The 14,795-nt window shown below is 66.2% G+C and carries 16 protein-coding genes; 6 read left to right on the top strand and 10 right to left on the bottom strand.

What is annotated here, in order from left to right; all coding sequences use genetic code 11:
- Nucleotides 1–139 precede the first annotated feature (139 nt).
- Nucleotides 140–514 (bottom strand): STAS domain-containing protein, encoded by a 375-nt coding sequence (locus tag ACTWQA_RS56795; protein WP_443167099.1) that lies wholly within the window; start codon nt 512–514, stop codon nt 140–142.
- A 594-nt stretch (nt 515–1,108) separates the two neighbouring features.
- Here ACTWQA_RS56795 and ACTWQA_RS56790 point away from each other — a divergent pair.
- Nucleotides 1,109–2,143 (top strand): PP2C family protein-serine/threonine phosphatase, encoded by a 1,035-nt coding sequence (locus ACTWQA_RS56790; RefSeq protein WP_443167098.1) that lies wholly within the window; start codon nt 1,109–1,111, stop codon nt 2,141–2,143.
- 50 nt (nt 2,144–2,193) lie between these two features.
- Here the strand turns inward: ACTWQA_RS56790 and ACTWQA_RS56785 are convergent, their stop codons facing one another.
- Nucleotides 2,194–2,685 carry a MarR family transcriptional regulator gene (locus ACTWQA_RS56785; protein ID WP_443167097.1) on the bottom strand — a complete coding sequence of 164 codons (492 nt, stop codon included), beginning with the start codon at nt 2,683–2,685 and terminating at the stop codon, nt 2,194–2,196.
- A gap of 239 nt (nt 2,686–2,924) precedes the next feature.
- Complete coding sequence (locus ACTWQA_RS56780; protein ID WP_443167096.1) at nt 2,925–5,063, bottom strand: site-2 protease family protein; 2,139 nt, start codon at nt 5,061–5,063, stop codon at nt 2,925–2,927.
- A gap of 369 nt (nt 5,064–5,432) precedes the next feature.
- Here ACTWQA_RS56780 and ACTWQA_RS56775 point away from each other — a divergent pair, with 369 nt between their 5' ends.
- Nucleotides 5,433–5,921: a MarR family transcriptional regulator gene (locus ACTWQA_RS56775; protein WP_443167095.1), complete on the top strand. Its 489-nt coding sequence runs from the start codon at nt 5,433–5,435 to the stop codon at nt 5,919–5,921.
- Nucleotides 5,922–6,528: 607 nt separating this feature from the next.
- Here ACTWQA_RS56775 and ACTWQA_RS56770 read toward each other — a convergent pair.
- The 5 genes from ACTWQA_RS56770 to ACTWQA_RS56750 form a co-directional block, all read right to left on the bottom strand.
- The gene (locus ACTWQA_RS56770) at nt 6,529–7,578 is read right to left on the bottom strand and encodes a PP2C family protein-serine/threonine phosphatase (RefSeq protein ID WP_443167094.1); all 1,050 of its coding nucleotides are present in this window, start codon (nt 7,576–7,578) and stop codon (nt 6,529–6,531) included.
- A gap of 139 nt (nt 7,579–7,717) precedes the next feature.
- Nucleotides 7,718–8,008, bottom strand: coding sequence for a Fe-S cluster assembly protein HesB (locus tag ACTWQA_RS56765; RefSeq protein WP_443167093.1), 291 nt, complete (start codon nt 8,006–8,008; stop codon nt 7,718–7,720).
- 82 nt (nt 8,009–8,090) lie between these two features.
- Entirely contained in the window at nt 8,091–8,330 is a 240-nt protein-coding gene (locus tag ACTWQA_RS56760; protein WP_443167092.1) for a BON domain-containing protein, read from the bottom strand.
- Nucleotides 8,331–8,421: 91 nt separating this feature from the next.
- Nucleotides 8,422–8,901, bottom strand: a complete 480-nt coding sequence (locus ACTWQA_RS56755) for a hypothetical protein (protein ID WP_443167091.1) — start codon at nt 8,899–8,901, stop codon at nt 8,422–8,424.
- 84 nt (nt 8,902–8,985) lie between these two features.
- Nucleotides 8,986–9,786 carry a SigB/SigF/SigG family RNA polymerase sigma factor gene (locus tag ACTWQA_RS56750; protein WP_443167090.1) on the bottom strand — a complete coding sequence of 267 codons (801 nt, stop codon included), beginning with the start codon at nt 9,784–9,786 and terminating at the stop codon, nt 8,986–8,988.
- A 259-nt stretch (nt 9,787–10,045) separates the two neighbouring features.
- Here ACTWQA_RS56750 and ACTWQA_RS56745 point away from each other — a divergent pair, with 259 nt between their 5' ends.
- The 4 genes from ACTWQA_RS56745 to ACTWQA_RS56730 all read left to right on the top strand — a co-directional run bounded on the left by ACTWQA_RS56745 (nt 10,046) and on the right by ACTWQA_RS56730 (nt 13,939).
- Nucleotides 10,046–10,453 (top strand): DUF6069 family protein, encoded by a 408-nt coding sequence (locus ACTWQA_RS56745; protein ID WP_443167089.1) that lies wholly within the window; start codon nt 10,046–10,048, stop codon nt 10,451–10,453.
- Nucleotides 10,454–10,610: 157 nt separating this feature from the next.
- Entirely contained in the window at nt 10,611–11,639 is a 1,029-nt protein-coding gene (locus ACTWQA_RS56740) for a TerC family protein (protein ID WP_443167088.1), read from the top strand.
- A gap of 206 nt (nt 11,640–11,845) precedes the next feature.
- Nucleotides 11,846–13,114 carry an NfeD family protein gene (locus tag ACTWQA_RS56735; RefSeq protein ID WP_443167087.1) on the top strand — a complete coding sequence of 423 codons (1,269 nt, stop codon included), beginning with the start codon at nt 11,846–11,848 and terminating at the stop codon, nt 13,112–13,114.
- A 15-nt stretch (nt 13,115–13,129) separates the two neighbouring features.
- Nucleotides 13,130–13,939 (top strand): slipin family protein, encoded by an 810-nt coding sequence (locus ACTWQA_RS56730; RefSeq protein ID WP_443167086.1) that lies wholly within the window; start codon nt 13,130–13,132, stop codon nt 13,937–13,939.
- Between the two features lie 92 nt (nt 13,940–14,031).
- Here ACTWQA_RS56730 and ACTWQA_RS56725 read toward each other — a convergent pair whose 3' ends face one another.
- On the bottom strand, nt 14,032–14,172 hold the full coding sequence (locus ACTWQA_RS56725; RefSeq protein ID WP_443167085.1) for a hypothetical protein: 141 nt from the start codon (nt 14,170–14,172) through the stop codon (nt 14,032–14,034).
- Nucleotides 14,169–14,612: a CBS domain-containing protein gene (locus ACTWQA_RS56720; RefSeq protein ID WP_443167084.1), complete on the bottom strand. Its 444-nt coding sequence runs from the start codon at nt 14,610–14,612 to the stop codon at nt 14,169–14,171. Before ACTWQA_RS56720 ends, ACTWQA_RS56725 begins: the two co-directional genes overlap by 4 nt.
- Between the last annotated feature and the right edge of the window lie 183 nt (nt 14,613–14,795).

Raw genomic sequence — 14,795 nt, 5'->3', positions numbered from 1 at the left:
CATTCTCGTGGAGATCGAGCCGGGATTGTTCGCTCAGCCACGTCCATAGCCCGGCAACGAGCCCGTGACCAGCCCTCCTCATGCAGCGCAAGCGATCAAAGGGACATCAACTCGCGAACCGCCCTCTGATACGCGGCGGCTACGGTCTGCGGGCGGTGAGTTCGGCAAGCGCCTCCTCCAGAGACGGGGATTGGTCTAGGACGGCGTTCTCATGGCGGGGCAACACCCCTCCGCCTACGACGATCATGCGTCCCTCAGACGCCTTCGCGTGGCGGGCGGCCGACACCAGGATGTCACGGCCGTGCGCGTCGGCCGCCGTGAGGCAATGGAGATCCACGACGAGCAGTGGCGAAGTCCTGGCTACCAGCACGTTGACGAGGTACTGCTGCAAGATCAGGCATGCGACCTCCTCCAACCGGCCCGTCAGGGATAGGACGACGACATCCCCGAATCTGTCGAGCCGGATGTCGAAGTCGTGATCGCTCTCGTGGATGCCCGGTTCGGTGTGGTTCATAACAAATCCAGGGTCAGAGGTATGCGGAACACTGCCGACCAGACTTCCCGGCTCACCTTAGGTCACCATAACAGTCTGTTGCCTTGTGCAACGATTGGAGGACGCATCAAGAGACCGAAACGAAGCAGAATGCTGCGCTCAGACCAACCTCACGGTGACTGGCTCGACTCCGCGAGCCGACGCGCTGGTGAGCACCGGAGGCCCCACTCCCCCATACGCCGCCGACCCGCTCCGCGAACGGCTGGTGCTCCATCCTCGGATAGAGCGCCTTTGGCGCACTGTCCGCCATCTCCCCGCGGCACTCCCGACATAGGCCCATTCACCACTACACGGCCGATCTGAACGAAACGCACCTCACATGGTGCCCCTTCGTATTCAAGACTCGGTCGCACCACCAGTTGGGCGGCTGGGCGGTCGTCTTTTCCGCAAGCCGGATGCCCAAGCAGAGATACCTAAGCGGAGGAAGTTAAGAGACATGCCAGGTTGAAACTCGGTTGCACTATGCAATGATGGTGGGCGCGGCCGCGGCGACCCATCCCTGGAGGCAATGCTGGAAAGACGTCAGATGTCCAGGACGCCGGTCGGGAGCGCTGGATGAGGGCGCAATGGGCGTTGCGCTGGCTACCGTTCGCGGTCATGCTCCTCGTGGCGCTGACCGATCTCGTTGCCGGTCCCTCGCTGGGCTTTCTTCCGCTCCTGACTCTCGGGCCCACCTTCGCCTCCGTGTCCGGCAGCGTCCGGCGGACCGCAGTGATCGGCGCGGTCGCGCTCGCGATCTGCGTTCCCCTGGCCTACTACAACGACCTGCTGTTCAGGTGGCAGAACAACCTCACCATCGCCACGATCATCAGCGTGACCGGGGCGAGCATGCTCGCCAGCCACCTGCGGCTCAGACGGGAACGCGAGCTCGCCAACGTCCGCCTGGTGGCCGAGGCCGCGCAGCGCGTGCTGCTGCGCCCCGTACCACGTAAGGCAGCCGACCTGCAGGTGGCACTGTCCTACACGTCGGCGGCGGCCGAGGCCCGGATCGGCGGGGATCTGTACGAGGTCGTCACCACCCCGCACGGCGTTCGGCTGCTCATCGGGGACGTGCAGGGCAAAGGACTGGACGCCGTCGAGACCGCCGCCTGGGTGCTGGGCGCCTTCCGCGAGGCCGCCTACGACGAGCCCGAACTCAGCAACGTCAGCGAACGACTGGAGTCGAGCCTGGTCCGGCATCTGAGCGGAGAGAAGTTCGTTACCGCGATCATCGCCGAAGTCCGGACCGAGGAGATCACCTTACTCAACCACGGCCACCCGGCACCTCTAGTGATCAGCGCAAACGGGAAGATCGGCTCGGTGGAGCCGCCGGACGAGGGCCTTCCGCTGGGGCTCGGCCCGTTCGCCGCCGACCGACCGAAACCACATCACACGCCCTTCCACGACGGCGACCAGATCCTCTTCTTCACCGACGGAGTGGTGGAGGCCAGAGACGTTGCCGGGACTTTCTACCCTCTGCGCGAACGCCTCCACTTCCTTCTCGACGACGATCCGCAGGCCGCGCTGGACGCCCTGCGTGCCGATCTGCTGCGCCACGTCGGCGGTCCGTTGCTCGACGACGCCGCCATGCTCCTGCTACGACGCACGTGAGATGACGTTTTCCGTCGGATCCGCCGCTCACCTCCTGCTCACAGGCCCTCTTACAGAGCGGCGGTGACACTTGTGGTGCGGGTCTTGCGTGGTACTGCCTTCTCATCTGCCGCGTCGGTGAACGCGGTCAGCGCGGCCACGACGGCGGCCTGCTGCGCGGGTGTGAGCCGGGCCAGAATCCGGGCCAGATCGGCTCTGCGCTTCTTCGTCACGCCATCCACCAGGGCACGGCCTTCGGCTGTAAGGGCGATCCGCACCGTGCGCCTGTCGCTGGGCATGCGGGTTCGCCGCACGAGGCGTTTGGTCACGAGGCGATCACACATCCGTGTCGCGGTCGACCGGTTCACGTCGAGTGCGTCCGCCAGGTCAACGAGCCGCTGCGGACCTTGAGCGGCGAGGAGGACCAGCACACGGTACTGCGGAAGGGTCACATCTCCGCCTGCGGCAGTAATAGAGCGGGCCGCGACCGCCACGAGCGCCCGGCTGGCCGTGAGTACCGCCTCCGCCATGGGCTCGGCCTCCGATAGCAGCCCGACAAGCATCTCGTTCACGCTGCGCCGCTTCCTCCCTAGGCGATGTTCCATCCGGGATTTAGACGTGTCGACCATCCGTACGGATGCACCGACCGGCCTCAGATGTTTATCCCAGGGCGTGGTGAGCAACAGGCACGGTGGAGAGAAGGGAGACACCGTGCTCAGCGACCGCGGCCGGGGCGAGAGCCACGAGAGGCAGCCGCTGTGATCAAGAGGATGGATTGGACTGCCAGCCTGCGGGGACGCTGTCACAGCGTGCCGCCTCGCTCGAGGAGGGAAAGCGTCTGGTTGAGGGTCTCCACGCCGTGCACGGAGAGATCCTGGCCGGCCTGCCTGGCCTCTTGGACCTCCTCCGCCGGCACGAGGAAGATCTTCGCTCTTGCCTCGTCGGCGCCGATCGCCTTCTGCTCGACCCCGCCGACCGCACCCACGGCACCATCAAGTCTGATGGTCCCCGTCGCGGCGATGCTGCGGCCTCGCGCGAAGTCCTCCTGAGCCAGCAGATCGGCCACGGTGGTGGCGTACACCAGCCCGGCCGACGGCCCGGCCACCTTCGACCGGCTGGCGAAGGACACCTCAAAAGGCAGGTCCACGCGCAGGTTACGGGTCTCTCCGGTGATGCCGATGCCCACTCCATGTGACAGCCGCGGCAGGTCCGTGCTCTGGACTTCGATCTGCCTCTCGGCTCCCTGCCGCTCGACCGTCAAGGTGAAACTGGTCCCAGCGGGGCGTGAGGACACCGTCTCCTGTAGGTTCCAGATGTGCTCGACGGGTTGACCGTTGACGCGCACGATGACGTCTCCCATCCGCAGCTTGTCCTCGGCAGGCGCCTCGGGCAGCACCCCCGTGACCTGCACGCCCGTACCGTGAATGGGCACGTCGATGCCGACCGCGCGGGCCCCCGCCGCGGCCGCCATCCGCCGGCTCTGCTCGAACAGTTGCCGCTGCTCCCTGAAGTAGTCCTCGGGCCGGGCGTCCTGGGGGATGACCGCCGAGGCACGCAGCACTTCCTGGTCGGGGCGGATCCCGGCGATGATCGCCCCCCAGGCGTTGGGCTGCTCCAGGTTGACGGTCGTGGCCAGGTAGCGGCCCGTTACCGGGGTGACGGGGCGGCCCTGGATGGTGACATCTCGTGCGACGTCGAAGGCGGGTCCAGGGGTGACGACCAGCAGCGGGGGTCGGTAGAACACCGCGAAGGCGGCCAGCAGGCCGAGCAATGCCAGCCCAGTCGCCCAGGCCATTCCCCTTCTTCCGGCACGTGGTTCCTCGGGCAGGCCGCGCAGAAGTCGTACCTGCATGGCATGGGCCAGGTCGGAGCCGGACACCATCCCGGCAACCCGGCCGTCCTCCATGACGACGGCCCGGTGGTTGTTCGCTCGCAGGGTATCGAGGGTCGAGACGATCTCGTCGTCGGGTGACACCACTGGCATCTGATCGGCGGGCAGCATGATGTCGGCCACCGTCCGGCTCATCCGCTGGCCCGGCGCCACACCGGCAGCTTGCCGCAGACTGACCAGGCCGATGAGCCGGTCCTGGTCGACGACGGGGAAGGTGGAGAAGCGGGCGTGTGCCGCCGTGGCGAGGAAACCGTCAACTGTGACGTCCGGGGGCACGGTGACGGGATCGGTCCGCATCACGTCGCGGACGTGCAGCCCGCGCAAGGACTGCCGGGTGAGAGCGTCGTCCGCTTCCGCCTGCGCCGCTTGAGCCAGGAACCAGCCCAGCAGGACGAACCAGAGCCCGCCGAACCCTGCTCCGGCGAAAGAGCTCACCAGCCCCAGGCCCATGAGGACGAAGCCGAACGCCTTTCCTGCTCCCGCCGCCCACTGGGTGGCCTGCAGGAAGCGGCCGCCCCAGGCCCATAGCGCAGCCCGCAGCACGCGCCCGCCGTCCAGCGGCAGCGCGGGAAGGAGGTTGAAGACCAGCAGCAGTACGTTGATCACGGCGAGGTAGTCGGTTACCGCCACCACGGTCGCCGGCCAGCCGAGGAACTCACCGGCCCACGTCAGGCCGTAGAAGGCGGCGGCAAGGGCCAGCGTGATCACAGGACCCGCGATCGCGACCCGGAACTCGGCTCGGGGCGATTCGGGTTTGCCCCGCAGGTGTGCCACGCCCCCGAGCAGCCAGAGCGTGATCTCCTTGATCTCTACGCCCTCCCGCTCGGCGACGAGGGCGTGGCCGAGCTCGTGCAGCAGCACGGAACCGAAGAACAGCACGGCCGCGACCGCGGCCATGGCCAGGTATGCCTCGCCGGGCAGACCTGGATAGGCCGTAGGGAACACCCAGCCGGCGAGCGACCAAACGACCAGAGCGGCGATGAGCAGCCACGACCAGTGAGCCCCGATGGCGATGCCTTTGATGCGCAGGAAGCGGAAGCTGGATGTCATGGCCTGCCTCTCTGAGGGTCACTGTCGGTGAACGCTGACCATCTGCCAACTACCTCTCGGCGGCGCCTGCCGAGCGGAGCGGGCTGGAAACGGCTCCGCCCCGGCACTTCCCCCTCGGTCGGCGCTCGTGCCCTATGTGGCGGAAATGACGTCCGCAGCGGCAACCGGTGTAGCGGTCCTGTCCGCGGCCCTCACGGCCCTTTCCCCTTTATCGAGCCTCTATACGACGGCGCTCGTACTCGCCACATCTCCGTCCACAACGGCACAACTGGCAGTCGCCAACACTCCCTTTGCCGGTATTTCACCCACGGCAGTCGCCTGGCTAGTCTAAATTGCAGTGCGCAACATTTGCCATGAAGAAGGGCCAATATGAACGATCAGCCCGTCGGGCCGCTCTCCGAAGACGACCCGGTTGTGGAAGCGGTGCTCACCGCCAGCCGTGCGCTGGTGGCGGTGGCCGCTCGTTCCATTGCCGCGGCGGGCGGGGAAGTGACGCTGCCGCAGTACCGGGCGCTCGTTCTCCTAGCCGCTAGAGGGCCGCAGCGGCTGGTCGAACTCGCCGAGGCCCTTGATGTCAATCGATCGACGGCAACGCGCATGTGCGATCGGCTCGTCGCCAAGAAACTGGTGCGGAGAAACCGCCTGCCCAGCGACAGGCGTACCGTGCGCATCGCTCTCACCGCTGAGGGGCGGGCACTCGTTGACGGGGTGACCAAGCACCGCCGGACCGACTTGGCAAGAATTTTGGCCCAGTTGACACGGACGCAGCAGGACGAGGTGGTGGCGGCGCTGACCGCTTTCGCCGTCGCGGCGAACGAGAGCGCGGTCCCTGATGAGGACGCGGTCCCCGAGCTTTAGCTGTGCGTATCCCTAGAGAATGCGGTACTTCTCGATGTCGGGTGTGCGGAGCTCGAGCCCGATTCCGGGCCGGGTCAGGTCGGGTTCGAGCATGCCCTCGACCGGCGCGCGGAAGCCGTCGAATGACGGCCTTGCCGGAAAGGGTCTTGATCACCGGCGTGGCAAGGGCTTCGGCAACGGCCAGTACCTCGTCCTTCGCATGCATCGCCTCGCACCGACCAGCAGGGCCGGTTGTGGGCCGCGTTGAGAACCTGCGCGGCACGTTCCAGATCCTCTTGCCGGGAAACCGCCGGCGCGGGCAGTTAGATCGGCGCAGTCTGGCGCGGCCTCGCGGGTGCGACGTGCTGCCAGGGGTCGGCGCCCGCATCGGCCACCTGGACGTCGTCGGGAACGGTGAGGTGGGCCACGCCTCGTCTGACATAGGCCGTCCTGATGGCGATGTCCACCAGCGCGGGCAACTGACCGGGTTGGAGATCAGCGCGTTGCAGTCGGCCACGTCATCGTAAGAGCCGGTCGGGGTGCACCTCCTGCTGGTAGCCGGTGCCGAGCACGGAAGCTTACCCCCATCCTCCGGTCCCATACGGAGGCGGGAGCCCGCTTTGCCTGGTCACGGCGATTCCGTCTTCTGCCTGTGGAGGAGGAGCATGGCCGCGTCGTCGAGCAGCGGGCCGCCAATGTGGTTGATCAGGTCGGTCCGTAGTTCGTCCAGCGCGGTCTCCGGATCACACGCCAGGATCAGCGGTACGCGTTCCTTCAACGGATAAAAGGCACCGTCCGGGTCACGCGCCTCGATGACGCCGTCGGTGTAAAACAAGATCCGGTCGCCGTCCGCGAACGAGACCCGCTGCGACTTCGGACCGCCCGGTCCAAGGCAGCCCAGGCCGAGAGCAAGTCCTTCCTCCTGCGGCTCGACCTCCTCGACTCTCCCATCTGCGGCGAGCAGGATCGGCGGGGGGTGGCCGTGGTTCAGCAATTGGATGCCGTCGCCGTCCACCTGCCCCAGGATGGCGGTGACGAAGGCCTCCTCCTCCAAATGCCTGGACAAGGTGGTCTCGAGCCGATCGCTGATGGCAGGCAGATCCGGCTCGTTGTAGGCAGCCTCGCGGAAGGCGCCCAGCACCCAGGCCGCGGTCTCCACCGCTTCCAAGCCTTTGCCTTGAACGTCGCCGATCAGCAGACGCACGCCGTACGGAGTCGTGACAACCTCGTACAGATCGCCGCCGATTCGGGCTTCGGACATGGCGGAGGTATAGGAGAGCGCCACGGTGACGTCGTCGGCGCGGCGAGGTACCGGGCGCAGCAGCACACGCTGTGCGGCCTCGGCGATCATGCGCACATCCGCTAGCTCGCGCTCGTGGCGCGAGCGCAGGTGGGAGGCCAGCATGCTGGCTCCGGTCACTCCGATGATCGTGGCGATGATCAAGTTGTGCTGCCATCGGCCCAGGAGCCCGTTGTAGAAAGCCAGCGGAGTGCACACGGCAAGAGCGAGCAGCCCGACGAAGGCGGTTCGCCGAACGCTGCCATAAACGGATGCGAACGTGGGACCCAGTGTCAAGAGCGGCAGGAAACCCAGCGAAGGACCGGCCACCACATCAACGAGGACCACCATGATGATGACAGCGAAAGGCAACATCCGAAGCGTGAGATCAGAGTTCACACGCGACTCCACTGCCATGCGGATTCTCTACTTTCCAGCGGAGACCACCGATTCTCCTCCACCCCGTCGCAACACGTGTGTGACACCCCTAAAAGCGACGAGGGATTCGGCCAAACCGCTTCTCGTCCTGCTTCGGCGGTCAAGGCTCCTGTCTGCTGACTCTGAACGACACGCTCCCGCCCGGCATGGGCTCGACGTCGAGATACTTGTCGTCGAGCCTTTCCGCGGCCTCAGGTGCCAGGAAGACCCGGATTCCCTTTATCTCAACCACCTGATCGCCGGCATCCGGGCCGCCGGTGATCGCGACCGTCAGGTTCCCCCCTTGCTCGTGCGCTCGCGGAGCGATGCGAAGTCCGGCTTGATCCGGATGATCTGCGCGGGAGGCCAAGACGCGCACAAGACCTGCCGCGTTGTCGGTAAGGGTGAGCATGAGCACACATCTCCCCTCGTTAGGTCCGTACGTGCTCATCTATCTGCAGCTGGTTACTGACATCCGCCACGCCTTCGGTGTCTCAGGCATCGTCACCGGCCGCGCGCTTGGCGAGCCACGAGGAGACGAGACCACCAAGGACCACCACCCGCTGCTTGACGTCGACCTTGAGATCGAAGCCCTTGGTGTGGGGGTTCTCCCTCAGCCGGTTGACGACTTGGGCCTTGATGTGACCGTCCGACGGTACGGGCAACTGAGGTGCTCCCAACCAGGGGTAGTAGTAACGCTCCTGGGGATAGGTCCACGGACGCACGGGATGCATGATCACTCCTTTCTTCGATGTCCCTTCCCAGCCGCCGTTACCCCCTCGTACAGTTGCCATACAGGACGCCCGCGCCGACGTGGGCATCCGTCTACGAGCCGCTCGGCCCGATCCGCGGCGCCCCATCGACCACATCGCGCCCCGCAAGGGGCTCCTGCAGCTTGACAATGGTCTGTTTCTGAACGGCGATCTGGATGCACACCGGGTTCCGGACGTTCGGATCCGCTCCCTCGTACAACGTGACCTCCACGGTGTCGGCCGTGTAGTCGACATCCACCCGATCGAGAACGATGCACGGAGCTACGCCCGACGTCCAGGTGATGTGGAGCCCTCTGCCGTCGCTGACGGGGTTGGCGGACGTCCAGGCGATCGGCGATGGATCACGGGCGTCGTCATAAGCGACGACGGGCGTGGGTGCCGGGCAGGGTGTGGGTGCGGTCGGGGTCGGTTCTACAGCCGGCGGCACGGGCGTCGGTGCCGAGCTTGCGACACCGATCGCGGTGCCAGGTCCGCATCCCATGACCAGCACCGCCGGGCAGAGGAGCAGGGCTGACGCGAACTTCGCGACCATGATGTTCTCCTCACATCGGGAGCCAACGCTTACCCGCATAGCAGGAGCCATACCGCTCAGGCTGCTCCGGCGCGGCGCACGGTGTCATGCGGCCTGCATGTGTCGCCGGAGTTCGCCACAAGCCTTGGCCTCCAGCCGCGAGACGTGGACTTGCGAGACGCCCAGCATGGTCGCGATCTCCGTCTGGGTTTCGTTGCCGAAGAACCGCATCAGCAGGACCTCGCGTTCCCTTTCGGGAAGTTCGTTGAGGAGCGGCCACAGCGTGATGCGCTCGACGACGAGTTCGAGGTCCGTATCCGGCTGGGCCACCGCAGAGTCGTCGCGGCGGTCGTTGTCCTCGCTGATCATGGCATCGAGTGACAGGCAACTGTAAACCTCGTCAGCAGCGAGCCCTTCCTCGGCCTCTTCGACGGTCACGTCCAGTTCGTACGCCAGTTCCTGCGGGCTGGGGCGGCGTCCGAGTCTCTGCCCGAGCTCCTCGCATGCGGCGTGCACCAGCATTTTCAGGTTCTGCACGCGGCGGGGCACGTGTATCGCCCAGCCCGTGTCGCGGAAGTGCCGCTTGATCTCTCCCAGGATCATCGGAACGGCATACGCGGTGAACGCGTGCCCGCGTGCGACGTCGTAACCGTCAATGGCCTTGACCAGGCCGACATTGCCTGACTGGAGGAGGTCCTCCAGGGTCTCTCCCCGGTTGAGGAACCGTCTGGCGAGTCTGGCCACCAGTCCTTGGTGACGGACCACCAGATCATTGCGGATTTGCTCCTTGGCGGGATGGCCGGGCGGGAGGTCGGCAAGCCGCTCGAACAGCAGTTTCTCCGCAGGGTCGTGCCATCCGTCCGCAGCCCGAATGCGCTCCGGCGTGTCGGGCGTCGCCTTCGGCATGTCGCCTCCACGTAGGCCTCTTCGCCTTTAAATGCAGTATGCAACATTTTCTCTATGCATAGAACCAAGTGACGGGCATCCATGAGGCATCTACTCTTTATGCATGCAGCAAACATTGCATACTGCATGTGATGGACGATGCATGAAAGGCGAGCGCCGTCATGGTGAGCGCCGAAGCCTCGACGCAGGAGGGCCATCTGACCGATCAACAGGCCTGCGGGCGCCCAGCTGTAAGGACTGACCCTGAGGAGTGCCTTCCATGATCACCTTCGCAACCCCACCGGCCACCCAACGCCGCAAGGCCCGTTTGCTGACCGTTCTCGTCACCATCCTGGCCGCGCTCATCGTCTGGGGGATCGCCGTCTTCATCGCCGACGTCGACATCACCGCAAGCTACTGGGCGAGCCCGACATCCGTCGTGGTCGTCAGCGGGGTCGCCGGGCTGGCGGGCTGGGCAACGCTGGCGGCGATCGAGCACTGGACCGCGCGTGCGGCCAGGATCTGGACTCTTCTCGCGATCGGGGTCTTCGTGTTCTCGCTGGTCGGCCCGATCGGCACCGGCTCGACGAGCGCTCAGGTGGCGATGGCCGCGCTGCACCTGACGGTCGCCGCGATTCTCATTCCCGGCCTGCGTCACACGTCCGTCGCGTACCCGAGCCACCGGTAGCGGCTCTAACTGCATGGCGCGGAAGTCGTCAGAGCTGTATGGGATCTCGGCGATGGGGCAGGGGCGTTTACAGGCACCGGCGAGAGTGTCGTTCGCCCCCACCGGGTCCTGATGCGTCTCCCGTCTCACGCGAAACCGGTCACAGAAGGGTACTGGCATGGGCATTGACTCGATCTGGGCCTGGTTGGCAGTGGTCGGGATCGTGCTCGCCCTGTTCGTCCTGGACTTCATGATCGCCGCCCGCCGCCCGCACGCCGTCGGGATACGGGAGGCGGCCCTGTGGTCGACCTTCTACGTCGCTGTGGCCGTGGTATTCGGGCTCTCCCTATGGCCCCTCGCGGGAGCGCAGATCGCATCGGAGTACATCACCGGCTGGGTGGTGGAGAAGAGCCTGTCGGTCGACAATCTCTTCGTCTTCGTGATCATCCTGACACGTTTCCAGGTACCGGAGGAGCACCGCCAGAAGGCCCTGCTGTTCGGCGTCGCCGCCGCGCTGGCCCTGAGAGCCGTCCTCATCTCCGTGGGCGCGGCGGCCATCACCCTCTTCTCCCCCACGTTTCTGCTGTTCGGGCTGATCCTCTTGTGGACCGCCATCCAACTCGCGCGGCACCGCAACGAGGACCCTGACGTGAGCGGCAACCCGGTGCTGCGCTGGACCAAGCGAACGCTGCCCGCCACCGACGACCTCCACGGGGGGCGCCTGGTCGCCACCGAGGACGGCAGAAAGGTGATCACACCGCTGTTTCTCGTCTTCATCGCGATCGGCACCACAGACCTGCTTTTCGCGCTCGACTCGATCCCGGCCATCTTCGGCATCACACAGCATCCGTTGATCGTCTTCGCGGCCAACGCCTTCGCGCTGCTGGGCCTGCGGGCGCTGTACTTCCTCATCGAGGGGCTGCTCGAACGCCTGGTGTATCTGTCGCTCGGGCTGTCCCTCATCCTGGCCTTCATCGGCGTCAAATTGATCCTGGCCTTCCTGCACCAGGACGTCTCCCGCTCCATCCCGGAGATCCCCAGTCTGGTCTCGCTGGCCGTGATCGTGACGACCCTGGTCATCACCGTGGCGGCGAGCATGTGGCGGGTACGTCGACACCCCGAAGAACGGGCCCACGCCGGCTCCCTGCACCGCCTCCGGCAGGAAACGTCAGACCGGCGAGGCACGTCGGAAGTGCACAAACGTTGAATGGCCGATGGATCCGCGACGCGTTCGGCCCATCACCCAACGTGAGAACCGGCTGGTCATGGGTAGACGGGCCGTGAGCCGAGCCCGGGGGAGGGATAGATGTGCCGTCTCAAGCCTGTGCTCTTCTCCGGACTTGGGTCCAGGCGGTCGCACTGGCCGTGCTCTTCACGGGCCTCCTGCTGAGCGGAGGAAATCACGCCAACGGAGTGGGAGCAACCAGCGGCGGCTCCGACATTCCCTCACAAAGCGTCCTGGTCTCCTCGATACGAACCGAGATCACGCCCGTGGTCGCGGACTACGTCGAGCAGACCCTCCAACGGGCCCAGCAGGAAGGTTACGCCGCCTACGTGATCCAACTGGACACTCCTGGAGGACTCGCCACGTCGATGCGCGACATCGTGCAGGACATCCTGGGCAGCCGGACACCCGTGATCGTGTACGTGTCCCCGGAGGGAGCCCGAGCCGCCTCCGCGGGGGCAGTGATCACGCTGGCCGCGCACGCCGCGGTCATGGCGCCCGGCACGTCCATCGGCGCGGCCACCCCCGTGGGCATGCAGGGTGAGGACCTGGGCGCCAAGGTGGTTAACGATGCCGCAGCTCAGGCCGAGGCGCTGGCCCGGTTGCGGGACCGGAATGTCGAATTCGCCGGGGCGATGGTGCGCAAGGGCCGCTCGATCGGCGTGACCGAGGCAGTGCGGCTGGGAGTGGTGGATGACATGGCGTCCACTCTCCAGGAGGCGCTCGCCAAGGTCAACGGGCGCAAAGTCCAGCTGGCCGGCGACCGCACGACCACGCTGCGCACCAGCGGAGCAGAGATCGTTCATGACGACTGGGGCCTCCTCCGCCAAGTGCAGCAGTTCCTGGCCAACCCCAACCTCGCCTACCTCCTCCTCATGCTGGGCATGCTCGGCATCCTGTACGAACTGGCCTCCCCCGGCATCGGGGTGGCGGGGATCATCGGGGCGGTATCCCTGGTGCTCGCCCTCTTCAGCCTGGCCGTGCTGCCTGTCAACGCAGCAGGCCTGCTGCTCCTGCTCATCGCGGCGGGGTTGTTCGTCGCCGAGCTGTTCGCACCGGGAATCGCCGGATTCGCCATCGGCGGCGGAGTGGTGCTCGTTCTCGCCGCGATCTTCCTGTTCGACGAGGCACAAGGGGTGCGCGTGGACCCCATGGTGGCGCTGCCCACGGCTGTCCTCGTGGTCATCCTGGCCATCATCGCCGGACGCCTCGTCTACCGCACCAGACACGGCACCGCCGCCTCCGGTACGGCGGCTCTGATCGGCAGGACGGCACGGCTGGACGAGGCCGAGGGCGATCGGGGACGGATCTTCATGGACGGCGCCTGGTGGGAGGCGCGCAGTACCGGAGGACCCCTGGAAACGAAGCAGCAAGTCCGGGTCGTAGCCGTCGACGGGATCACTCTGCTGGTAGAGCCGCTGGTGCCGGACATATCCCCACCAGATGGCAACGCGTGACCAAGGGAGCGCCTCATGAACGAAACACTCATCGGAATCGGCATCGCCGTACTCGTCCTGCTGTTCATACTCGCCAACGCCATCAAGATCGTGCCAGAGTACGAGCGTGGAGTGATCTTCCGCTTGGGGCGGATCCAAGGCGCTAGAGGACCCGGGTTGTTCTTCATCATCCCCATCGTCGATCGAATGGTCCGAGTCGACCTGCGCATCCAGACCGCGGACGTTCCACCCCAGGAGATCATCACCTCGGACAACGTGACGGTGAGGGTGGACGCGGTCACCTACTTCCAGGTTCTCGAGCCCGTCAAATCGGTCATCGCCATCGAGGACTACCGGGTCGCCACCTCGAAGATCGCCCAGACGACCTTGCGCAGCATCCTCGGCCAGCGCAGCCTGGACGACCTGCTGATGAAGCGCGAGGAGATCAACCAGCAGCTCGCCCGCGTGATCGACGAACTCACCAATCCGTGGGGGGTCAAGGTCTCCTTGGTAGAGGTACGGGACGTGTCTCTACCCGAGGCGATGCGTCGAGCGATGGCCCGCCAGGCCGAGGCCGAACGTGACCGCCGGGCACGAGTGATCCACTCGCTGGGCGAAAAGGAGGCGGCCCAGAACCTGGGCGACGCCGCCGGGATCCTGGAAGAGCATCCAGCGGCGATGCAGTTGCGCACGCTTGGTTCCTTGGTCGACGCCGCCGCGCAGCCTGGTTCCACCGTCGCCTTCCCCGTGCCCATGGAGCTCGTGAGGCTCTTCCGGCCAGACCTGGGGATCGGTCCAGCAGCCGAACGCACGCAGCGAAGCGAGCCGGCGCCGGGCCGGGACTGACCGGCCAAGGCATCGGGAGGACCGGGCACGCGGGAACGATTCAGCTCTCCGCCGCCGGCGGCGATGGGAAAGCAGTCGCCACGAGTCCACGGTCAGGAGGGGGTGACGGTCGGCTCGGCGGTCCGGACCTCCGCTTCGGCTCTGCACCGCTCGGCCAGATAGATCTTCTCGGTGGCGATCAGCGCATACGCACTCAGGAAGACCGCCACCGCCACCCATGCGGTGACCGTCACGCGGCTACCGCCCAGTCCAGCAGCGCCTGCAGGGTGACTGCGCCGAGTAGCCGCCCGTCGTCCACCACCGCCACCAGCGGGCTGCGCGTGCGGGCCATCAACGCCGCCAGCTCCAGCACCGTGGCGTCGGGATCGGTTTCCGGTAGCTCGCGAGGCTCTCTCGGTAGCGCTTCTCGTACGGCCTTTCCTGCCAGTGACCGCAGAAATCGGTCGGCGTGCGCCTCGTCCACCACCCGGGCCAGTGCCGGGTCCTCCTGGCAGTAGCCCGGTACGGCCAGCCTCAGTACCTGTGTGCCCGGCATGATGCTCAGGGGCAACCCTCGCTCGTCAACCACGATGAGGCCGGGCAGGTCCTGATCGGCCAGGAGGCGGGCGGCTTCGACTATGGGAGTGTTCAGCGTAACGGTGGGGAAGTCGGAGACCAGATCTCGCGCACGCATCCGCAAGCCTCTTCAACATCGACGATATGACGTCGCCGACCAGGCTTCCCGGCACACCTGAGAGGGCGTTACGCGAGGCGAAGTCCATGATGTCGCAGTGTGATCGGATGGATTTGTAGCGTTACCGCCCGTCGGCGGGCTGCCCTGTGCTGGGATAGCCGGGTGAGCGAGCGCAAGCCGTAC

Origin of the sequence: Nonomuraea sp. 10N515B (genome assembly GCF_052245915.1) — a bacterium.
In the GTDB taxonomy this organism is placed as follows: domain Bacteria; phylum Actinomycetota; class Actinomycetes; order Streptosporangiales; family Streptosporangiaceae; genus Nonomuraea.
Note: the sequence above shows the minus strand (reverse complement) of the source record. Positions and strands in the feature narration are given on the sequence as shown.